At 42.0% G+C, this 23728-nt stretch carries 15 protein-coding genes; 4 read left to right on the top strand and 11 right to left on the bottom strand.

Annotated features, from left to right (window positions below; genetic code table 11):
* Nucleotides 1–95: 95 nt before the first annotated feature.
* Entirely contained in the window at nt 96–185 is a 90-nt protein-coding gene (gene ivbL, locus RB151_RS23135) for an ilvB operon leader peptide IvbL (protein ID WP_105880933.1), read from the bottom strand.
* 346 nt (nt 186–531) lie between these two features.
* On the opposite strand from ivbL, the gene RB151_RS02705 reads away from it, so the two are divergent.
* The gene (locus RB151_RS02705) at nt 532–1581 is read left to right on the top strand and encodes an MFS transporter (RefSeq protein WP_237071505.1); all 1050 of its coding nucleotides are present in this window, start codon (nt 532–534) and stop codon (nt 1579–1581) included.
* Between the two features lie 358 nt (nt 1582–1939).
* Nucleotides 1940–2347, top strand: coding sequence for a helix-turn-helix domain-containing protein (locus tag RB151_RS02700; RefSeq protein WP_042848854.1), 408 nt, complete (start codon nt 1940–1942; stop codon nt 2345–2347).
* Nucleotides 2348–2886: 539 nt separating this feature from the next.
* Here the strand turns inward: RB151_RS02700 and RB151_RS02695 are convergent.
* The 7 genes from RB151_RS02695 to RB151_RS02665 all read right to left on the bottom strand — a co-directional run bounded on the left by RB151_RS02695 (nt 2887) and on the right by RB151_RS02665 (nt 14812).
* Complete coding sequence (locus tag RB151_RS02695; protein ID WP_071547678.1) at nt 2887–4761, bottom strand: hypothetical protein; 1875 nt, start codon at nt 4759–4761, stop codon at nt 2887–2889.
* On the bottom strand, nt 4754–8833 hold the full coding sequence (locus RB151_RS02690; protein WP_071547677.1) for a PIN domain-containing protein: 4080 nt from the start codon (nt 8831–8833) through the stop codon (nt 4754–4756). The genes RB151_RS02695 and RB151_RS02690 overlap by 8 nt, the downstream gene beginning before the upstream one ends.
* Nucleotides 8833–9309, bottom strand: a complete 477-nt coding sequence (locus RB151_RS02685) for a protein kinase (RefSeq protein WP_071547676.1) — start codon at nt 9307–9309, stop codon at nt 8833–8835. The genes RB151_RS02690 and RB151_RS02685 overlap by 1 nt, the downstream gene beginning before the upstream one ends.
* On the bottom strand, nt 9302–11314 hold the full coding sequence (locus RB151_RS02680) for an integrase (RefSeq protein WP_071547675.1): 2013 nt from the start codon (nt 11312–11314) through the stop codon (nt 9302–9304). Before RB151_RS02680 ends, RB151_RS02685 begins: the two co-directional genes overlap by 8 nt.
* Nucleotides 11307–12890: a tyrosine-type recombinase/integrase gene (locus RB151_RS24110; protein ID WP_071547674.1), complete on the bottom strand. Its 1584-nt coding sequence runs from the start codon at nt 12888–12890 to the stop codon at nt 11307–11309. Before RB151_RS24110 ends, RB151_RS02680 begins: the two co-directional genes overlap by 8 nt.
* The gene (locus RB151_RS24105; RefSeq protein ID WP_071547673.1) at nt 12887–14068 is read right to left on the bottom strand and encodes a tyrosine-type recombinase/integrase; all 1182 of its coding nucleotides are present in this window, start codon (nt 14066–14068) and stop codon (nt 12887–12889) included. Before RB151_RS24105 ends, RB151_RS24110 begins: the two co-directional genes overlap by 4 nt.
* 219 nt (nt 14069–14287) lie before the next feature.
* A complete protein-coding gene (locus RB151_RS02665; protein ID WP_042848855.1) occupies nt 14288–14812 on the bottom strand; it encodes a single-stranded DNA-binding protein in 525 nt (174 codons plus the stop codon).
* A 460-nt stretch (nt 14813–15272) separates the two neighbouring features.
* On the opposite strand from RB151_RS02665, the gene uvrA reads away from it, so the two are divergent.
* Both uvrA and RB151_RS24100 read left to right on the top strand, forming a co-directional pair.
* Nucleotides 15273–18107, top strand: coding sequence for an excinuclease ABC subunit UvrA (uvrA, locus tag RB151_RS02660; protein ID WP_042848856.1), 2835 nt, complete (start codon nt 15273–15275; stop codon nt 18105–18107).
* Nucleotides 18108–18321: 214 nt separating this feature from the next.
* Nucleotides 18322–18492 carry a hypothetical protein gene (locus RB151_RS24100; RefSeq protein ID WP_158516012.1) on the top strand — a complete coding sequence of 57 codons (171 nt, stop codon included), beginning with the start codon at nt 18322–18324 and terminating at the stop codon, nt 18490–18492.
* Nucleotides 18493–18622: 130 nt separating this feature from the next.
* On the opposite strand, the gene RB151_RS02655 is transcribed toward RB151_RS24100, so the two are convergent.
* The 3 genes from RB151_RS02655 to dnaB form a co-directional block, all read right to left on the bottom strand.
* Nucleotides 18623–19819 (bottom strand): aromatic amino acid transaminase, encoded by a 1197-nt coding sequence (locus RB151_RS02655; protein ID WP_071547672.1) that lies wholly within the window; start codon nt 19817–19819, stop codon nt 18623–18625.
* A gap of 65 nt (nt 19820–19884) precedes the next feature.
* Nucleotides 19885–20967, bottom strand: coding sequence for an alanine racemase (gene alr, locus RB151_RS02650; RefSeq protein WP_042848858.1), 1083 nt, complete (start codon nt 20965–20967; stop codon nt 19885–19887).
* A 1334-nt stretch (nt 20968–22301) separates the two neighbouring features.
* A complete protein-coding gene (dnaB, locus tag RB151_RS02645) occupies nt 22302–23714 on the bottom strand; it encodes a replicative DNA helicase (protein ID WP_042848859.1) in 1413 nt (470 codons plus the stop codon).
* Nucleotides 23715–23728: the final 14 nt, after the last annotated feature.

The raw sequence follows: 23728 nt of genomic DNA, 5'->3' as shown, positions 1-23728 counted from the left end.
TCCTTTGCTAGCCTGCGACCCCAAGCGGAAGGTAATAAAAAACCCCGCTCGGTTTGCGCCGGCGGGGTTTCTAAATCTGCGTTGATTTGTACCCGTTACGGCGCTAAGCCCACGACCACCACCACACGCACGACCACCGCGGCACATGGCGCGGTTAGTAGTAGGTTTGAGTGATTAAAAGTCATGTTCACGGGGTTTTCCTGTTTAGTTTATTTGGTTTAACTTATTTGATTATTGTTCTTGCTTTCTTTAAGAAAACATAAATTTCTGATGATGACAATCATTTTTTTGCGTTTTAATTTCTACTAATCTCAAATGAGATATACATCACACTCCTCCTAAACCAACGAATAAACTGGGTATATCAATAAACTCAGAATTAAATTTTGATTAAATTTTCCTTTTTTACCCTGTATTAAGACTTGACTTAAAGTCAACTTGAAGTAGTACCTTATGTAATATTCTACAGAATTACCCTATTAAAAATATCTTATTACTTGATTTTAATAACTTTTAGTTGAGAGAGGGCTTATGCCAAAATCCGTTTGGTGGTTAACAACGACGCTTGCATTGTTTATAACCGGAAATGCCATTGTACTTTCTGTTGCTGTCGTGGTTGGAGAAAAATTGGCAACAAACCCCACTTACGCAACGCTCCCATTATTAAGCCAGTATATTGGTTTGATCCTCGCAACCATCCCAATTGCCTATGTAATGCAAAGATACTCAAGAAAAATAGGATTTATTATTGGCAACATTGGCGGGTTAATTGGTGCTGGGTTATCTATACTTGGCGTTTTAGAAAGTAGCTTAATTTATTTTTCTATCGGGCTATTTTTCACTGGTATTGCAATAGGCACTGCACAACAATTTCGTTTTGCGGCAATCGAGGAAGCTCCTGTTTCTTTGCGAGCTAAAGCTATTGGGCTTGTTATGAGTGGGGGTATTGCTGCTGCGTTAATTGGCCCAACCCTAGCGGTTACCACCCAAGGATTTTTTGCAGAATACCCTTTTGCTGGCCCATTTATCACATTAGGCATCATTTATCTTATCGCTTTTCTTTTATTATTAATTGTCCCCTTGAAGAAGGCTGTTAAGTCCACAACAGACAAAACCTTAGTTAAACGTAGCTATAAGGATTTGTATTTACAGCCAATTTTAATGCTGATTGCAATTGTTAGTGCTGCAGGTTACGCCATTGTTGTCTTTACTTTTGCCTCAATTCCTTTATCTATGAAGCAACATGATTTCCCCTTTTCTTCAATTGCAATTGTATTTCAGTTTCATGTACTTGGCATGTTCGCTCCATCATTCTTTACGGGCACATTAATTCATCATTTAGGCGCAAAACGCATTATTTTCTGCGGTATTGTTTTATTAATTTTATCTGCTGTTATGAACTTACTCGCTAACCATTTTTATAACTATCTTTTCGCGGGTATTTTTGTCGGTGTAGCATGGAATTTAATTCTTATCAGCACGACCAACCTGCTACCACACACCTATGAAATACATGAACGTGCCAAAGTACAAGGAATGACGGATTTTCTTATTTATTTTTTGGGGGAATTGGCAGCTTAGCTGCGGGTATGTTGTTTTTCACTCTAGGGTGGCAAGTGATGAATATCTTATCCGTTGTTATATCCATCGCAATTTTGGTCGGTTTTTGGCAGTTAAAAAGATATATTCCAACGCACCAATAAACCATTTAATACTCACATTAATTCTGTGCTTATGGTGTAAAAACAAGTTCATGATAGTTTGTTGCTCCATAAATATATCACCATAAGTCAAACAACACTGGTTGAGTACTAATTAAAATTTTGCATTATTGTTATTTCACAAATTAACAGCCTGTATTTATATCTGTTTATCTTTTATTTATTGGTAATTTACATAATCAGAGATATGATTAAAAAGTAACTAGTAGGAAAATATTATGTATAAAGAAATTACTGTTCCCTACCAAGGGAAATACACGGAATTTCAATCTACAGTTGTCAATGAGATATTAGTTTGGATTGAAATGAACTTAACCAATCGTCTATTACTCGACGATATTGCACTAAAATCGGGATATACGAAGTGGCATTTACAGAGGGTATTTCGCAAAGTTGTTGGGATACCTTTAGGTGAATATATTCGCCGAAGGCGGATATGTGAAGCAGCAAAGGACCTCTGCACGACTGATCTTCAAGTTATTGATATAGCACTAAAATACCAATTCGACTCCCAGCAATCATTTGCAAAGCGGTTCAGAGCATATTTAGGTACATCACCGTCAATTTACCGAATTTCCGGTGAAAGCCAAAATGACCCTTTACTACTGGAACCCAAAGTTGCCTGATACGCAATATGAAAATAAAATTTGTATATTCTTTTATTCAACCTTCAATACAAAGCTCCATGTAAGTTAATTACTGGAGCTTTTTCTATTATTACCTTAAGAAAATATTAATTTAAGAAACTCTTAATTTAAAATTAATAATCTCTTAAGGTTTAAAGTTATTATTTAATTTATTAAGATAAAAATAAAGGCCTCACAAGGAAGCCTTCATTATATTTAATATATTCTTCTAATTATATTGATAATTAGAATGGTAGTTCACATAAAGCATGCAAAGATCCATTCAAGCTATTGAAAGAATTTCATTTTATTTTAACATAAGCAAACTTTGTTAAGTTAAACTCAAATATTGTCAACAATTTAGCAAGAACTATGGAGTGTTCACCGCTGAGCGTAAAGATAGCATCTTGACACTTTCGGCGACAAACTGTCAGACCTGGTCTGAACTAGTACAGTTGATGGCCTTCTTATAACAACTGCGAGTCCATTTTATAAGGCGAAAATCAGCTTGGACTCAGGATTTTTGCTAGCAATTATAATTACTTTCTACTCAGCATCTGAAATATGTCTAGGGCTTTTGAACAAGTGTGATACAAATAAGGCTCTAGGATACAAAGCCTTTCGAGCATTACTTCTATTCTAAATATAGCGTCTTCGTTAATTGGTAGATATGCCAATTCTGTGCACCATTGCCCTATAAATTCAGCCCAGTCATTTTTATCCTCAAAGGCAGCAGCTGCAACTAAACCTAGCGAAAGATAGTTTTCTGGCTCAGAATCTACATCAATATAATCACGATATAGTCGGCTTAAGATCATAACTGATGAAGCAATTTTTTCACTTCGAGTCATACAAGCAACTTGTGCCAGACCATTAAGCACCTGATAAACTGAGTCCTTGTCGTTTGCTTCGGCTAATTTGTGCTGTGCACTTTCTAATAGTGAAACTGTACGCTCTAAATGTTTCTCATCAATTTTCCAGAAAAGTGCAGAATTCATCAAAACTCTAAACGATGCTAATGAAACCTCACAACTAACTTGCTCAGCCAGCAAATTCGATATTTCATCGGGAACTTCAGCTGGAACAGAGTTACCTTCCAATGGCCCAGGTAAAAACCAATTCATATTGAATTTTGAACTACTCATTAGTTCTTCTTGCAAACACTTAATCGCCTCATTTTTAGCAGCATTTTGACATGCGATATTTACCCGACCATATAGCTCATTAATAAATTGTTCTGCTGTTAAATATGTTGGTAACCATCTTGGTTCTTCTATTAGATCAATAAAACTTTGACAGTAAAAATAAAGCCCCCTCTGTTGAGTAGCCCATTGTTCTACTTTGTCAAAAGCAACACTTTCTTCCAATGCAGCTTCAACAATTAAGGCTGACTGGGCAAAAGAAGCGAGGCGCCTGTAGAATGGTGGCTTATCTCTGAATATCTGTAGTCGCGCCAGCTCTCCATCAACAAAAACAGTCATAGAGCAAAAAAGACGTAGATTTTCCAGTATTTTTACAGATGAAATACTCTCGAAAAGAGCCTTAAGAGTAGTATCTAATGAATTGGCAAATTTCAAAACCCCAATTTCAAGGCAAGAAACCAAAAGTATTGGATGACAGGTTTCAATTGCCCTCTTTGCGAGAGATTGATACAAAGCTTCGTCAACGATCCCTGTTGAAACAACTCTTGATATTGATTTATGCATACAAACCAATAGATCATTATCAGTCAGTCCATTTTCTATTTTACTGTCGAAATATTGGTTAAACTCATTATTACAAAAGTCCTCAATGTTTTTACTGCCACGATACTTCCCGACAAGTCGTTCATAATAACGAATGTCATTCGGAACCAGTGTCGATACGTTATTTGGCGGTCTTTGAAACTCACTCTTTAGTAACTTCTTAATGCGGATTGGAGATAAATCCAAATCAAGTAACAAGTCAGATACATCATCGTCACTAACAGCCTCCGCTGAAAGCTCAGCTTTCCAGTATTCAATGTCCTCTTTCGAGAGCCAACGATTTTTCGCAACGGTTTCAAATATGCTTAACCGTCTGTCGATATCTCCTAAAAGTGGCCAAAAACTATCATTAACAATCTGCACATCCCCATTGGTTAAAGAAAAGCCTGAACGTTCACCGGGAAGATTACGTAATAACCACATATTATGATTAGTATCTTCCAATGAAAATTCCTCCTCGATATTATCAAAAACACTGCGAATAGCCTTAAAAAGAGCGCTTCTAGCAAAGGCATACTCTTTATCACCAAAACTAATAGTCGCATCTGTTTGTAGCCCTAGCTCTTCGCACACTTTAGTATCCGACAGTAGCTCCAACCTCACCGAACTTGGGAATAAATTGAGAGTGTGAGAAACAATATAAGCACGCATAGAGTTCGAATTACTCATCCTGATCTATCTCCAGTGGATTACTAGCGATATTTTTAATTTTCTGCTTCATCGAATCAATTACAGACTTAAAACTCCACGGATCATTGTCCTTCAAGGGCTCTAAAACAAACTCATCCAACCATGCTTTATAGCTATTCTTTTGCTTGTCTGACAATTGCTCCGGCGACATCAGTACAGAATGAATCGACAAAGCCTCACCTAAATAGGCCATCCCTTCATTTCCCCTTATTTTATGAGATTGGGCCCATTCCCTATACCCCATAAGCTCATACAACCAGCAGGATTTAGCGCGGCTTACTTCGGGAGGAATTTCGTCGGACCACTGAGCTCTTATTGCTTTTGCAATTGTCTTCATAGTTTCATGGAGCCACTGGGCATCTCTTGGGAGTTGAACCAAACCACTAATCCTGATCAAAAACAGATTTTCTCTTATCATTCTTAGCTGTTTAGTTGGCTTAAACTCACCATCTGACATTACTGAATGATTTAGGTGATATTCAAGCTCTTCGTCGGAAATTCTAACAAACGCTAATCCAAACTCCCGAAGTAATGTCCTTGCTTCAAGCTTCTGTTCTTGAGAGATAAGTCCCTTATGGTGTAGCGTCTCAATAAAATCTAATGATGTATAAATTGGTACTGTTTTTTCATCAAATGTAATATTTTGATGCTTATTCATAAATCGATCATCTATCAAAGCTGCATCGCATATTTTAAGCGTCTCAAAAAGCTCTTCTGTTGGCTTGGCATAATTGTTCTTAGAAGCTGCCACTTGGTCTTTATTTAACGGCATTTCGGCAAGGATCACTTTCCCAGATGTAAGCCCACTAGAAAATAGCTTCCTTATGTTTTCTATTTTCGAATCTGCCAGCTCGATGGTTGAATCATAGTTTATCAACGATCTATACCTATCACGCTCTCCCTTGAATACATACACTTCGAATCCGGCCTCGCTGAGCTTGTCGAGCATATCAACGGTAACCAAATAGGTAATTGACAGTGAATCTAGAAATAATTTTGCTCCGCGAGCTACCTCTAAATCAGTAGGCCACTCTTTTTCGTGTTGGTGCAGGTAATTTAAGGCTTTAACACGCTGAGCTTCAGTGATTACAGCTAGGTCTTCGAGCTTTTTGATTAATTGTGAACATGAAATAAGACTGTGATGGAATGAAGAAAGGTCAGCTTCCTCCTGTCTGAAAGAGCCACCGACCTTATACACTGGGCAGGAACACACCACCAATGCCTGCGGCTCATTTGTAGGACTTGTATGCGCCTCTTCAAGCATATATGCAAGCTCTTCACCTACATCTAGCACCAACTCCGGATTGTTGATCTTTTTAGGATGAAAAACGGAAATTCTTCCATCAGATACCAACCGCTCAAAATATTTTGCCTTTTCAATTTGACTCGGCTGGTGAAAAGCAACTTTCTGCTTCTCTTCAAACAACCACTGCATAAACGAATGTGGAATAACGATTTTCACAAAGCAATCAAATAGATGGGTTAGCATCCCAATATTTTCCATAACTAAAGCACTGGATGCATCGACTGCAATCGTCTCACTAATAATAACCTGATCCAGTCTTGTGCCATGAAATATCGGGACTACATTTTTCCGCCTTATATCTTTCGCCTTTTTATTTTCCAGGGGCTGGATCAGATAAAAATCAGACATAGTCCTGTTCAATAGTTCCGCCACTGTAAAAATAGGCGCATCGCCATCAAAATAAGCCTTATAGATCCTTTCATTTTTCTCTCTAGCCTCGGACATCATCTCTTTTAGGTCTTCTAATGAAGCTCTATGCAATGGGCCATTGTCATTAGAGAGAACCATTGCCTTAGTGAGCCATTTAGATGTTTCCTGATTGTCCTCCAAACCCATTGTTGTCGCTATGAAGTATGATGATGCTAACACTTGGGGATCATCCTGATATTTGCCTGTACAGAACTCTAGTATTTGCCTTGTTCGCCTAGGGGAAACAGCCTTAGCTAGCTGGGCAGCCTGTAGGAGTTCATCTGCTTTCAGCTTTTCCCGACAACTCCAACTATCCTCTACAAAAATACTAAGGGATTCCCAGTCACCACCGAATATAGACAAGTTAATTTCTAGCGTTTTAAGATCAGGTAGTTGTGATTTAGACTGTTTTAACCGAGCAATCTGTTCATAAGCACCACTTAAGTCCCCCTTTCTAAATAGACACCAAGCCCAGTGAGCTTGTAGTCCCTCGCTTCTCTTGACGAGATCCATCCTATCTGACAGAAATTGATGAAGCTCAGAAAATTTCCCAAGCGAAGAGGCGGCATTACAGACTCTGATAGCATCAGACTTCTGGCCTGTGCGATCAAAAAGCTCCCGGCAATATAAGTAGTATCTGTCCCCTCGATTGTCCCTTTCTAAAAAATTAACCAACTGAGCAAGATCACTTGTAGCTTCACTTTGTTGATATTGGCTTATTGCTAATGCAACTGGGTCCGCGCCCTTGACTGAATCGATAATATTTTGCAAATTCCTGACTTCGACATCAGACGCCCCCGAATCCCCGGCCTTCTCTAAAAGCTGTTGTGCATCATCAACCAACCCTGATTTCGCCAATGCCTCTATTTCTAGCATACTAATTGCAACGGAATTAACGCTCCTTTCCATTTGATTTCTATGGCGGTTGATATAATCCACTGCTGCCGATATTGGTTTTTGTGTCTGAGCCAATATAAACCGAGCTAAACCGAGAATTGCGTTATTCGCTGAACCTAGTGCTGTCTGTCTATTTACCTCATTTTCAATAGACTCAAAATCAATATCAATTCCAAAAGAAAATGCCAATGGCAAATACTCAAGCGTTTTTTGATTGTAACTTACGAAGTAGCTTTGAAGTTCAGCAATCGCCTGTTCGTGAGTTTCACTGTTTCTAAGTTGTAACCACAGTACATACTGATCCGACATATTCGCTATATCTTCAGCGCCCAGATGCCGTGCATGAACCGAACAAGCTGTGAACAGCTCGACAGCTCGATTTCTAAGTACTATAGATTCAGAATCATCTGCCAGCGGAAAGCGATCTGCTACTAAGGGGATATAAGTCAATACGCTCTCACGGAGCTCAACTGCCTTAATTGCATTTACCAAGAACGTAAGCGCAGAAAGTTGTGCCAGTGCTGGTGCAACAGATAAGGATTCGTCGTCTATCTTTTGCACTAAATCTAAAGCCTTTTCCCATTGATGCTCTGTCAACAAAACAGAGAGCAAAACGACCTGTCCATCATTATCTAAATCGTGAGAGCTTAATCCTGTACTTTCGAACCAGCCCAAAGCAGCGTCGTTTCCCTCCGCCATTTTTTTAATCATAAAAAAAGCAGCATAATTTGAATGGCTACTAACCTTAAGCAAACCAGACGCCGCATCAACATCTTTCGATCCAATAGCATCAATAAAGGCCTGTGCTATCCGTGCCTCCTCCGTTTGACACAGTTTTTTAGAGCTTGATAACCATTTTTCCGCTAACTCGGCTCTTTCCCCTACACACAAGTATCTTGCAAGTAGCGCTAACGCCCTAGCTTTTGCTTGAGGTGTGCCACCGGACAACTCTCCATCAATAATGCTTTCTGCTAAAGCAGTCGCTTTTTCTTCCTTAGGAAAAGATCCAAAAAAACGTAATAAGGTAATTTCGTGAGAAAGCTTTTCTATTTTCTCGTCTTGAAGATGCTGAGCAGTAAATCCTGCACTCTTCATACGTGTTGTTATTTCATGAGCTACTTGTGATGGGAGTTCGATTAATTGATTGGGTAGCTCATTATTTTTCTTTAGCCACACATCAAGAAAATATACAAGAACACTTAAACCTATAAGGGAGGCTCCCAGAGGGTAATTTGGCTGCGCAAGAGGAAACTGATAACCGGGGAAAAAATTCTGGTGGACTAACGCCCAGTTGGCAATATCAATCCATAGAGGGACACTAAGCGACGCTAAACCTACAGTCATTGACGGCCAAATAATATACTTCGCTAATGAGGGCTTCCAATGTGTCTTCAGAAAATCTAACACATCACGGATCGCTTCATTTAGATCAAATTTCATTAAACTCTCCCTGAAGGTGGAATTTCTTTGTCAAACGGCCGGAGGATTTGCGCAGTTTCAGTATTAGAAGGCAGCCTAGCTCCTTCTAGCGGGGCTTTATCAATGTTCATCATTTGTATACCTTTCTGCCGCACATGAAAGGCGATTTGCTGCCAGCGGCGCAGCCACTGTTCTTCCTTTCGCTTGTAGGCTTCTAACTCAGTTTTGAGGCGTTCTACTTCTACCTGAAGCTCTTCAGCCTCTTTAGTGGCCTGCTCTTTAGTTTTCACCAATCCGTCCGACAGTGCTCGTTTGGCGTTGTCATAAGCAGCTTTGATCTCAGATTTGGCCTGGAGCGATTGGCGACTAAAGCCAAAGCGCTCTTCTAGCACAGTCCAGGTGAGTTTAGATCCAAGTTCGCCCAGTGCCCAGCGGTCCAAATCGGTAACGATTGTATTGATGTCACTGTGGGACATTCGCCTGAAGCGCTTAACCATGCTCTACCTCGTTTAAATATTGTTCGGGATCAAAGTGTTCTACCCCGTTATCAGTCAGTTGTACAGCCAGCGTTTTGAGTTTCTTATCATTATGAGCTAACCAATCAGCGCTCTTTTTGGGCTTGTTGCTACTTAACTGTTTCTCAGCATTTTTTCGTGCCAGTACGGTAAGGGCATATTGGCGCTTCTGCTCTTCCAGTCGGCTCTTATCGTCTTTTGCCCAAACATAGTCCTTGCAGTCCGCCGAGCATTGCAAATGGCGTTCACAGGGTGTTTGAGAGAAATTGTGGATACAGATACCCGTACCGACATCATGCACGGCCTGAATTCGCGCTTTCAGGATGGCATCCTGGACTTCTACCGGTACAACTTTGATTTGCTCAGCTAACTGCCCCCCAACCAAGCCTTTTTTGATGTCTTCACGAAGCATCAGTGCTCGTTTTTCGCGGGATGTATGCTGATAAGCTTTGGTGTCTCTTGGATTAGTTCGACCAAACCATTCGGTTTGCAGTAAATCACTTAACCCTCCCTCATCAAGCAAGGTATTGAGCGTGTGACGGAAATGGTGACTGGTAAAATCCACAGCAATACTGCTACTAGAGGTGTATTCAGCTGCAAGTGCAGGAAAATAGCGAAGAAAGGTTGTAAACATAGATTGGCTACAACTTGTAGCAAGCCAGTGTGCGTAGCTCCCACTGGAAAGTCCCAACTGTCTGATAAATAAAAGATCTTCAAGATAATATTCTTTACCAAATTGGTCCGTATGGATGACCGATAGATATGCTTCTGAAAAGTTCCGAAAACAGTATTTAATTATCCCGTTTTTATCTGTGAAGAAAATAGGATTGGCAGGCTTAATGCTCTGCTTGGTTAATGCACTATTATCTGGCCAAACGAGGTTTTGCTTCCTGAGCCAGCCAGTTGTGCTCAAAACAGTATGACTTATCCCCAATTCAGTTAAATCATCCGCATATAGCTTTTTATCTTCCGAGATGCTGTCCAAAAACCTTAGGTCAGGCCCCCTACTTTTTTGCATTTCTTCTGCGGTCGCCCGCACTTTTGCGGTAATTTCTGCTATCTCAATGAGCACATCGCCAACAATAGAGCTTACCTCTGACGGCAAGTACAGCCTACGCTTTGGCGTAAACGCATCTCCTCGGCTAGCTTTCTTCGGGAAGTATTCGATATAGGTATTACCCTCTTCATCAAGAGACAGTTGCTGATTGGGTAATAGTGAAACCTCACTGAATCGTCTTCCTGTGCAAGCAAGTAGCGTCAACATCAGAATATAGAAGCGATACTTATGATCTTGGGGAACTTTTAAGTAGAGTTCACCAATAACTCGAAACACAGAGGAATCGACAAGCTTGTCCGACTTCGTCTCCAGAATCTCTGGATCATCCAACCTTTTGTGATTTATCCCTCCCGTGCTCGCTGGCCGCCTCATCCTAGCGTATTTGTACTGCAATAAAACCCGACATAGACCATTCGAATCACAATGCGCTGCGAACTCTGCAACATGCTTGTGAAGGTTGTAGGCGGTGGTTTCACTGTAGTGTTTTGAGATTAAACCGGACGCATTATCCAGAGCCTCTGGCGTAAGCCCAACTAACTCCTGCCCTAACTGTTTAGCTGCAAATGAGACATATCCAAGCGTGGTTATGAAATTGCGCTGATTCGGTGCTGATTGATGTTTTCTGTGGAACCTGAGAACAAACAACGCTTTGGCAACCAGTTCCCAGCAACCGACTAGTGGCTCAGAACCCAGCCTCGGTGACAGCGAAAAACCAAAAGAAGCTGATTCCGTGTTTTTACCAGTCAACTTGATTAGGCGCCCTGCATTGACTTGCCACTCGGGGTCATCCCAAACAACCGACTCGAACCCTTCAAGCTTCATTAGCTTTGCTTTGTCGATTAAAGATTTTAGGTTTTCATTCCTGTCACACTCCAGACGATCGAGGAAAGGGATGACCTTGGCCTTACGATTAGAGCGACCATCAGACATTGCGACCCCCTTCCTCACAGAGTTTGGCCACTTGTGCGACCGCAGCGATCACCTCGTCAAGCTGTATGCCTAATCGCGCATTCTCGTACTTTTTTAAACGCTCTTTGCGACCGGCCAGCAGGCACTCCAAGACATGCTCATGATCGGCATGACGATATGGCTGAAACTTGGGGCACAAATAACATGAGTAAGGGGGATCAAGATGGCAGACACTGGATTCACCACATACACCAATATCTGCTTGATCGGCAGGGTTTTGATCATCTACAAACGTTAGGTGCTTGTCATCTCGCTCACCATTGACGGCATCTTCATCACTATCGATTAGCCTGCCTTTGAAAAAATTAAGGTACTTCGAGAAGCCTTTCTCGGTTGCTTTGTCTAGGTGCTCAACTATTCTACCAGCCATCTCAAAATAGACATTCACGTGCTGGGTATCGGTATGATCCAGAATTCTGGCCAGCTCACGCTTACTGATTCCCTCAGCTGCTAAACCAGTTGCCAAGGTATAGCGCAACCGCCTTGGCGTAACGCGCATTAACTCGCCAGTAAGCGGTGAGATAATGTTGTGACGTTTTACGAACGCACTAAGCAAACGTGCTATATCGCTGCTTGTCAGATTAAATACGTTATCAATGTCTTTGGATAAAATGGCCGATTTGTTTCCATTCCTGTTAATAAGCAATGGTCGCTCTTCCGGATTCAAAAAGGTCCTATCTGCAAAGCTCAGCGGTACCAACTTACTGATTTCTATCAGCTGCTCAATCATGGCACCAAAATGCGGATCGAGATATTCATCCAAAAGATCGTCTCTCGGATTTACAAATCGCTTTTTAATTCTCGGCATGTGAATTATGTAGCAGGGGTCCTCACTTCTAGGAGCCAGACATTCAAAATCAGACTCACGCAGAAAAGTTAAGTTAGCTGGGTTACGTCCAAATGCTATTGAGAGAGCAACCACAACCCTCTGTTGCAAATACTCTAATGATCGCCCCTCATCCGATTTAAGTGCATTGATTAACAGAGGTAGCTCAAGAGACTTGTGCAGAGGACCACTTTCAGGATCTTCCATCCGAACAGCCTCACCTTTCGGATTTCCTGGCAACTCTAATGCCTCAAGTTCTTGCGCATAAATTTCCGAAAAGCCACATTCTGGCTTGTTGTCCGCACTCCAAATGTACCACTGTATGGGCCTGTACATTGCCCACAACCTTTTTCGTGAGCGGGCGCGATTGATAGCCGTTTCAAACAGACCAATTAAGTGCGACTCTGTATCAACTTGAAATACTGCGTTCCCCCAATGTCTCAGAACTTCTCTCCAAACATCCTGATACGCAGCATAACCCGCATGGGTAGATATTCGTTTGAGTCGGTCGGCAACATGGTCTTTGAACGCGTCTCTGATTCCGGAGTTAATTATCTTTGTGAAATTCAGAGTTGAATTATCCCTCGCAGAATACGGCAATCTCCAAGTATCACCGGATATATCAACTTCCTTTCCTTCACGGGTAATTAGTTTCTCTATTTCAGGCCAAGGCCACTCGACGGCCTGTAGTTTCAATAATTTAGTGTTCACTCCGGCATCCTCCCTGACATTATTTCAGCCTGGTATCGCTTCAGTGACTTGATTGCCTGCTCCTCCACTTCCTGAGCTATGTAAGTATCTTGTGAATCCAAACTACTATCGCCACGAAGCAAGGCTAGGGCTTCTCTTCTGCGCTGCTCATCCATTCCTGAAACACGTAACACCCGTTCAAGCCGGGATGAGAATGCATGCCTTAGAGACTTGGCCGTTAAGTTTTCAGGAAGATGGTCAGTGTATTGCGAGCGCAACAATTGAAAGAACTGTGTAATTGAAGATTGAGACAAAGGCGAACCCTTATCACTCAAGATTAAATAGTCTGATTCCTCTTGGCTTTTACTTTCAAGCACTTCACGCCAAGTAACAATGTACTCATTCAAAGCAAATGCAAGCTGCCTATTCTCAATCGGAATGACTCGGCCATTGCGCTTTATTTGAGGCCTCGGTCGTCTTACATCTAGTGGGTCCGCTGGCCTACGTTCAACCTTTATCGCCGAAATCGCACCAACCTGGACATCTTCTACCCTGAGGCTAAGCAGCTCACCTGGCCTTAAACCACAAAATAGCATCAGCCCAACAGATACATAATTTCTAAATTTTACAGCAGAATCTTGCCCATAACCCTGCTCAGCATCGGGGTTCAATACCGCAAACAAGAAATCAACTTCTGTCTCGTTTAGGCCCTTTCGAAGACTCTTTTTTATTGGTGTGGCAGACATAAAGCTACCATCAAGCATTTTAAGCAAAAATGACTTTCGCTCCCTTAAACGCTCATAGTCTAAGGAAGATAGGGGCAGCTGACTAGTCAGAACGTCCATGCACCAACTGAAAAATTGTCGGATAGTTGTTAACCGTTGATTGAAGGTATTAGGCGCTACTGCACTTATACGCCCATTTGCTTGATCGATTCTTAACGCTTCGACCAAACTACCTTTTAATTCTGCTTCGTTGAATGAGTTCTGAGCCAGCAATTTCGCAGGCAAGTCACAATTTGATTTATCCAGCCAACGATAGAGCACTGACAACTCTCTCAAATTCCGAACCAATGTATTTGTACTGAGTGAGCGTCTGGCAAGAATAAACTCATTAGGTAAGACAACTGGCATACCAGAATCATCCAGCATCATTGGTATCTGTTCGCCCGTTTTGTGTGTGATTAGCTCTATTTTCATTACACCACCCTTATTTACAAAATAAGAATAGCTACGAAACTCTATCTTTACAAGATTATTATTTATACGATTTTATATAACAACAAAGCTGAGGAAAACAAAAAAGCCCTTTAAATGTTTACACACTCAAAGGGCTTTTCATTCCACTCGTTTACTTAAAAAACAATTAGCTAAATAAACAAATTCAAAAGCTACTTAACAATAATTTCTTTATATCATTCAGAATGGAATATCATCATCGAAATCCATTGGTGGCTCATTAGTTTGTGGTGCTGGTGCTTGTGAACGAGCTGGCGCACCACCGCCACTAAATTGTTGAGCAGCTTGAGCTTGTGGCTGCTGAGGCTGACCCCAACCCCCCTGACCGCCTTGCCCTTGTGATGACGAATCACCACCACGACCACCTAGCATTTGCATTGAACCACCGATATTAACAACAACTTCAGTGGTGTAACGGTCTTGACCGCTTTGATCTTGCCATTTACGGGTTTGCAAAGAACCTTCGATGTAGACTTGTGAACCTTTTTTTAAATATTCACCCGCAACCTCAGCTAATTTGCCGAAAATAACCACGCGGTGCCATTCTGTTTTTTCGCGCATCTCGCCGGTTTGCTTATCGCGCCAACTTTCAGAAGTTGCCAGAGTCAGGTTTGCCACAGCCCCACCGTTAGGCATATAACGGATTTCTGGATCTTGTCCTAGGTTACCGATAAGAATTACTTTATTTACGCCTCTGCTGGCCATTTATTACTCCTGATGCATTGAATTTTAATCTCTGGATTAGCCGAGAAGTTTACCACGACCTCGCTGATTTGCACCACGAAATTGAAACTCCCCCTCGAACTTGCGAAACACTTTCCAAATTTTAGTGTAATTTCTGAGTGCAATTTCAGTATAGACACAAAATAATTCACCGTTTCCCCTTCGACAAATTCGTTCTTCCCTTGAGCTTATGTATAATTGTACATTTTTAAGACTAAAACTCCCCACTCTAGACTGTTTAATTCATAGCTAGATGGCAAGCGAAAGCATTACAAAGGTATATATAAGTATGTAACTACCTAGCCAAGCACAACCAACAGCACTAAGAATTTAAATAGGAGTAGTAGAAAAATATGGCAAGTACTGTATATCCATTCAGCCATAATTATGTGATAATGATCGCTTGCGATTGTTCAATATCAAATCATCCGGGAAGTGGTAAATGGATAATATCGAAGTACGCGGCGCACGCACGCATAATCTGAAAAACATCAATCTCGTTATCCCTCGTGACAAACTGATTGTTATTACGGGTTTGTCTGGCTCTGGGAAGTCATCTTTAGCTTTTGATACCCTATATGCCGAGGGTCAGCGCCGCTATGTTGAGTCCCTATCCGCCTATGCACGCCAGTTTCTTTCTTTAATGGAAAAACCGGATGTCGACCATATTGAGGGGCTATCTCCAGCCATTTCGATTGAACAAAAATCGACTTCACATAACCCACGGTCAACTGTCGGGACAATCACTGAAATTCATGATTATCTACGTTTATTATTTGCTCGTGTCGGTGAACCTCGTTGCCCTGATCATGACATACCACTAGCAGCACAAACAGTTAGCCAAATGGTTGACAATGTACTAGCGCAGCCTACCGACCGCCGGATGATGCTATTGGCTCCTGTCGTTAAAGAACGCAAAGGCGAGCACGTTAAGTTACTTGATAACTTAGCAACACAGGGTTATATCCGAGCAAGAATTGATGGCGAAGTCTGCGATCTTTCTGATCCTCCAAAGCTCGAATTACAAAAAAAACACACGATTGAGGTTGTTGTCGACCGCTTTAAAATTCGTGATGATATCGCCCAACGTTTAGCCGAATCCTTTGAGACCGCACTCGAGCTTTCCGGTGGTAGTGCTATTGTTGCCGATATGGATGACCCAAGTGCAGAAGAATTGGTTTTTTCTGCTAATTTTGCCTGTTCGGTGTGTGGTTACAGCATGATGGAACTTGAGCCACGGCTGTTTTCCTTTAACAACCCAGCGGGGGCTTGCCCAAGTTGTGATGGCTTAGGTGTTCAGCAGTTCTTTGACCCTGAACGGGTTATCCAAAATACAGAAATATCCCTATCTGGCGGGGCTATTCGTGGCTGGGATCGCCGTAATTTTTATTATTTTCAAATGATAATGTCATTAGCAGAACATTATAAATTTGACGCAGAAGCGCCATACAGTTCATTAAGTCCTGCTATCCAAAAAATTATTTTATACGGTTCAGGCAAAGAAACGATCGAATTTAAATATCGTAACGACCGTGGTGATGTCACTGTTCGTCGTCACCCATTTGAAGGGGTGCTCAATAATATGGAGCGCCGTTATAAAGAAACAGAATCCACCGCGGTACGTGAAGAACTCGCCAAATACATAAGCAATCGCCCTTGTGTTTCTTGTCACGGAACCCGTTTGCGTAAAGAAGCGCGCTTTGTTTTTGTTGAGAATACAACATTACCTGAAATTGCTGATTACAGCATTGGCCACGCAATGGCGTTTTTCCAAAATCTAAAACTCACGGGTCAACGTGCGCAGATCGCAGAAAAAGTATTAAAAGAAATTGGCGAGCGGCTGAAATTCTTAGTTAATGTGGGGCTTAATTACCTTAGTCTTTCACGTTCTGCGGATACCTTGTCTGGTGGGGAAGCTCAGCGTATTCGTTTGGCAAGCCAGATTGGGGCTGGTTTAGTCGGGGTGATGTATGTTCTTGATGAACCTTCAATCGGCTTACACCAGCGTGATAACGACCGCTTACTCGAAACGTTAATCCACCTGCGTAATCTTGGTAATACTGTTATCGTCGTAGAGCATGACGAAGATGCCATTCGCGCCGCTGATCATGTGATTGATATTGGGCCTGGGGCCGGTGTACATGGTGGGCAAGTTGTCGCTCAAGGCACATTAAATGATATTGTCACGAACCCAGACTCTTTAACCGGTAAGTATTTAAGCGGTGAGCGTAAAATAGAAATCCCTCAGCAACGAGTCCCTATTAACAAAGACAAAATACTCACTGTATTTGGTGCTAAGGGTAACAACCTAAAAAATGTGACGCTAAAAATCCCTGTTGGTCTATTTACTTGTATCACAGGGGTATCAGGCTCTGGTAAATCAACACTAATTAACGATACTTTATTCCCTATAGCTCAACGCCAACTAAATGGTGCAACAACCATTACTCCAGCCCCTTATTTGGATGTAGAAGGTATAGAACATTTCGATAAAGTTATCGATATTGACCAAAGCCCTATTGGCCGTACGCCTCGTTCAAACCCTGCCACCTATACGGGGGTGTTTACACCAATTCGTGAGCTATTTGCCGGTGTTCCTGAGTCAAGAACACGTGGTTACAACCCGGGGCGCTTTAGTTTCAACGTCAAAGGTGGGCGCTGTGAGGCATGCCAAGGTGATGGGGTCATTAAAGTAGAAATGCACTTTCTGCCAGATGTGTATGTCCCTTGCGACCAATGTAAAGGCAAACGCTATAACCGTGAAACGTTAGAAATCAAATACAAAGGGAAAAGTATTCATGAAGTCCTCGATATGACAATCGAAGAGTCTCGTGAATTTTTTGATGCCGTCCCAGCACTCGCTCGTAAGCTACAAACCCTGATGGACGTAGGTTTATCCTATATTCGTCTTGGCCAATCCGCGACCACATTATCCGGTGGTGAAGCCCAACGAGTAAAACTCGCCAAAGAGCTATCTAAACGGGGTACTGGGCAAACTATTTATATTTTAGATGAACCAACAACGGGTCTGCATTTTGCTGATATTCAACAGTTATTAGCTGTTTTACATCAGTTACGTGACCAAGGAAACACCATCGTTGTCATTGAACATAACCTTGATGTGATTAAAACGGCAGATTGGATTGTCGACTTAGGCCCTGAAGGTGGTAGTGGTGGTGGTGAAATTTTAATTTCCGGCACTCCTGAAGAAGTTGCTGAGTGTGAAAAATCACATACTGCAAGGTTTTTAAAGCCTATTTTAGAGCGCGGTTATTAAAAACTAAAGGCACAGGGAAAGCCGCCATGGCTTTCCCTTCATATCATCTGTATTCTTTCTAACCTAACGAATAACTAGTTATTAATACAATAATATCAATTAAATCAGTTTATTGTTCATCCGTCCTCAACAATGAACCTAAATCGCATATGGCTTTCAGTGGATAGCTATTAGAACCAGTTTCTGACGGGGTAGCTCATACTTATTTTATTTTTTGACATCTATTTCATGTGAGGCTGCCGTTATTGATACCGCAACGCTAAAGTTACATGGTGTTATCGATCTCACATCATCGAATCGGGTCGCACAAGAACGTCAAGGGACCTTAACTGGGGATACTGTCTTAAATGTTGAACCCATTAATGATACATTCAGAAATACTTAAGAACTACTCATATATGGGACACTATTTTTCGTCTCAGTGATCAGGTAATGGCTGTTATTACAGATAAAAGATAAAAAAAACGCAGGGCTCAGCCTGCGTTTATTGAATAACTTTCTTTATGGGTAAATAACTATTGGCTAACCGCAGCAAATGCTTCGACAATGCGTTTCACATTATGACGATTGACCCCAGCCATACAAACACGGCCAGTTCCCACTAGATAAACTGCAAATTCGTCTTTTAGGCGAGTAACCTGTTGTTGTGAAAAACCCGTATAGCTAAACATACCGCGTTGTTTTAACAAATGGTCAAAGTTTTGCTCAGGTAAAGCTTTCTTCAGTTCATCAACCAGCACTGTACGCATATCTAAAATACGTAAACGCATTTCTTCCACTTCCGCTAACCATTTCGCTTTTTCTGCGCTGTTGGTCAATACGGCAGCCACAATTTTGGCACCATTTGATGGAGGACTTGAATATAGACGGCGCACGCCTGCTTTAAGCTGACCTAATACACGGTCACGCTCATCTGGGTTTTCGCAAATAACTGATAACCCACCCGCACGCTCACCGTAAATACCAAAGATTTTAGAAAATGAGTTGCTAACAAATACAGGTAACCCTGCTTTGACCATAGTTCTAATCGCGTAGGCGTCTTCGTTGATACCTTCGGCAAAACCTTGGTAAGCGATATCCAAAAATGGGATTAGTTTATGTTCAATCGCCACTTTAGTAACTTCATCCCATTGGGCTGGCGTTAAGTCAGAACCCGTTGGGTTATGGCAGCATGGGTGCATTAAAATGATGCTATTTGCAGTCAATTTTTTGAACGTTGCCAACATTTCATCGAATTTAACACCTTTGGTTTTTTCATCGAAATACGGGTAATAGTGAACTTTTGTGCCAGCACCGGAGAAAATAGACGCGTGATTTTCCCAAGTTGGGTCGCTGCACCAAACCTCTGAATCAGGATAGTACTGGTGTAGGAAATCCGCACCAATTTTTAATGCGCCAGAACCACCAATAGTTTGCACGGTTGCAATACGCTCTTGAGCGATCAGTGGGCTATCTTCGCCAAATACTAGTTTTTGCAGTTCAAGGCGGTAATCTTTCAAGCCTTCCATCGGCAAATACAACGACGCACTGGCAGGGAGTTTGTTTAATGTAGCTTTCGCAGTACCAACAGTACCCAGTTCAGGCGTTTTACCTTCACCATCGTAGTAAAGACCGATACTCAAGTTAATTTTATTTTCACGAGTGTCTTTATTAAATTCATCCATCAACGACAAAATTGGGTCGCCCGGATACGCATCAACATGTTGGAACACAGGACATCTCCTAATCATTATTTAGCATTATTTCGTTTTGTTATTTGAAAATAACCCTTTGCTAACTATTCGTCTACATATTCCATCGCAACTCGTGAGGTTAATTTTGTGAGTAACTCATAGTTAATGATGCCTGTTTGTGCGGCAATTTCTTCAACTGGCAGACCATTGCCCCACAAAATAACGTCATCCCCCACTTTATCTTCGGCATTTGGCCCTAAATCCACGACAGTCATATCCATAGAAATACGCCCAATAATTGGCACTTTTCGTCCATTAATTAACACTGGCGTGCCAGAAGGGACATTACGCGGATAACCATCACCGTAGCCGATTGCGACAACCCCCAACCGTGTATCCCTATCGCTACACCATGTTTCACCATAACCGACGCACTGACCAGCAAAATGCTCCCTAACCGCAATTAAAGATGACTTTAATGTCATCACTGGTAATAAACCGAAACTATCTGCACTTTTCCCCTCTTGTGGGGATGCCCCATACATCATGATCCCCGGTCTTACCCAATCATAATGCGCTTCTGGCCAGAGTAAGATCCCTGCGGATGCAGCGATGGATTTTTCACCGTCTTTGCCTGCTATAAACTGTTTAAAGCAAGCTATCTGATTTGCGGTTGTAGAAAGGAGTGGAGCATCAGCTTGGCAAAAATGACTGACGATATTGATAGGAAGCTTAACATTTTTACAACGTTGCAGCCGTTGGTAAAAACCTTCTGCATCTTTTGGTAGCACGCCAAGACGATGCATTCCCGTATCTAGCTTCATCCAAACTTTCAGTGGGTGTGGAAGGTCGGCCGCTTCCAACATTGCCAGTTGCTCTACACAGTGGATAACAGTATCGATACGCTGTGCAGCCATCACAAGCAAGTCAGATTGCTCGAAGAAACCTTCTAATAAAACAATAGGTTTAGTAATACCATGCTGCCTGAGCAATAAAGCTTCATTGAGCCTCGCTACGCCAAAGCCATCCACCAGCTCTTGAACTGCGATACCGACTCCAGCTAATCCATGACCATAAGCGTTTGCTTTAACAACTGCAATCAATTGGCTATTTGGAGCGATGCTTTTCACCCGTTGCAAGTTGTGTCGCAGAGCGCGGCGGTTTATCAATGCGGTTGCCGCTTTCATTATTTCCTCGTTGTTTCTCTCTAATTTGGCCAAAAATTAAGCTGCACGTTGGCAGCTCAATATATTCTCTATTTGTTATACGCTAAAAAATATCAATTTCCATTCGATATTATTTTTATGGATCATTTAATTTTAATACTCTAATTCTAATGCCCAAATAGTTTGAGTTGTCGCTAGGCGGCGATTGAGCTAAGCCTAGGAGCATACATAAGTATGTGACTAGGATTAGGGAATGAAGCCAACACCGCGACAGCGCAAAAATATGACGAGTAGAACTATTTAATCTTAATACTCTAGCCAATACTCTAAATAGTTTGGGTTGTCGCTAGGCGGCGATTGAGCTAAGCCTAGGAGCATACATAAGTATGTGACTAGGATTAGGGAATGAAGCCAACACCGCGACAGCGCAAAATATGACGAGTAGAACTATTTAATCTTAATACTCTAGCCAATACTCTAAATAGTTTGGGTTGTCGCTAAGCGGCGATTGAGCTAAGCCTAGGAGCATACATAAGTATGTGACTTGCGTAGCTGAGTGTAGCCAGCACCGCGACAGCGCAAAAATATGACGAGTAGAACTATTTAATCTTAATATTCTAGCCAATACTCTAAATAATTTGGGTTGTCGCTAGGCGGCGATTGAGCTAAGCCTAGGAGCATACATAAGTATGTGACTAGGATTAGGGAATGAAGCCAACACCGCGACAGCGCAAAAATATGACGAGTAGAACTATTTAATCTTAATACTCTAGCCAATACTCTAAATAGTTTGGGTTGTCGCTAGGCGGCGATTGAGCTAAGCCTAGGAGCATACATAAGTATGTGACTAGGATTAGGGAATGAAGCCAACACCGCGACAGCGCAAAAATATGACGAGTAGAACTATTTAATCTTAATACTCTAGCCAATACTCTAAATAGTTTGAGTTGTCGCTAGGCGGCGATTGAGCTAAGCCTAGGAGCATACATAAGTATGTGACTAGGATTAGGGAATGAAGCCAACACCGCGACAGCGCAAAAATATGACGAGTAGAACTATTTAATCTTAATACTCTAGCCAATACTCTAAATAGTTTGGGTTGTCGCTAAGCGGCGATTGAGCTAAGCCTAGGAGCATACATAAGTATGTGACTAGGATTAGGGAATGAAGCCAACACCGCGACAGCGCAAAATATGACGAGTAGAACTATTTAATCTTAATACTCTAGCCAATACTCTAAATAGTTTGAGTTGTCGCTAGGCGGCGATTGAGCTAAGCCTAGGAGCATACATAAGTATGTGACTAGGATTAGGGAATGAAGCCAACACCGCGACAGCGCAAAATATGACGAGTATTTAGTCTTCGTCGTTATACGCAGGCCCCGCGTAATTATCAAAGCGCGACCATTGACCATTAAAGGTCAAACGTACCGTACCAATGGGACCATTACGTTGCTTACCAAGGATAATTTCAGCGACACCCTTGAGTTCGCTGTTATCGTGATAAACCTCATCACGGTAGATAAACATAATCAAGTCGGCATCCTGCTCAATAGACCCCGATTCACGTAAGTCAGAGTTAACAGGGCGTTTATCGGCGCGTTGCTCAAGGCTACGGTTTAACTGAGATAGCGCAACAACAGGGACATTTAACTCTTTGGCTAGTGCCTTAAGGGAACGAGAGATTTCGGCAATTTCAAGAGTACGGTTATCGGAAAGTGCAGGAACACGCATCAATTGAAGGTAGTCAATCATGATCAAACTTAACCCACCGTGCTCACGGTAAATACGCCGCGCACGAGATCGCACCTCCGTCGGCGTCAGGCCTGAGGAGTCATCGATATACATATTGCGCTTTTCCATCAAGATGCCCATGGTGCTTGAAATTCGCGCCCAATCCTCATCATCTAACTGCCCAGTACGAATACGAGTTTGGTCAACACGGGATAATGATGCCAACATACGCATCATGATTTGGTTACCTGGCATCTCCAAACTGAAAATAAGCACCGGTTTTTCCTCGGTCATTGCCGCATTTTCGCACAAGTTCATCGCAAAAGTAGTTTTCCCCATTGATGGACGTGCGGCAACAATAATTAAGTCAGAGCCTTGCAACCCAGCTGTTTTTTTATCGAGATCTTGATAGCCAGTAGAAACCCCTGTCACCCCATCGTGCGGTTGCTGATAGAGTTGTTCAATCTTTTCAACGGTTTCAGATAAAATGGCTTCGATGCCTTTTGGCCCTTCGTCTTTATTAGCCCGTGATTCTGCGATTTGGAAAACTTTAGTTTCCGCAAAATCGAGGAGATCTTCACTACTACGCCCTTGAGGATCATAACCCGCATCCGCAATATCATTAGCAACAGAGATCATATCACGCACAATCGCACGTTCGCGGACGATGTCAGCATAAGCATTAATATTCGCCGCACTTGGGGTATTTTTCGATAACTCTGCTAAGTAAGCAAAGCCCCCAACACTATCCAGTTCACCTTGTTGTTCAAGGGATTCTGATAAGGTGATTAAGTCAATGGGCTTGCCCTGCTCAAGCAGGATCTGCATTTGTGCGAAAATAGTACGGTGGGGACGGCTAAAAAAGTCGGCATGAGTGACTCGTTCAGAGACGGTATCCCAACGCTCATTATCTAACATTAACCCCCCTAAAACAGATTGCTCCGCCTCAAGGGAATGCGGTGGAAGTTTCAAACCTTCCATTTGGTGATCCCGGGGGGCATCTGTTTTAAAATTCGATGAGGGTTTTTTAGCCATACATTTGCATCCAA

It is taken from the genome of Providencia rettgeri (assembly GCF_001874625.1).
GTDB lineage: Bacteria > Pseudomonadota > Gammaproteobacteria > Enterobacterales > Enterobacteriaceae > Providencia > Providencia huashanensis.
Note: the sequence above shows the minus strand (reverse complement) of the source record. Positions and strands in the feature narration are given on the sequence as shown.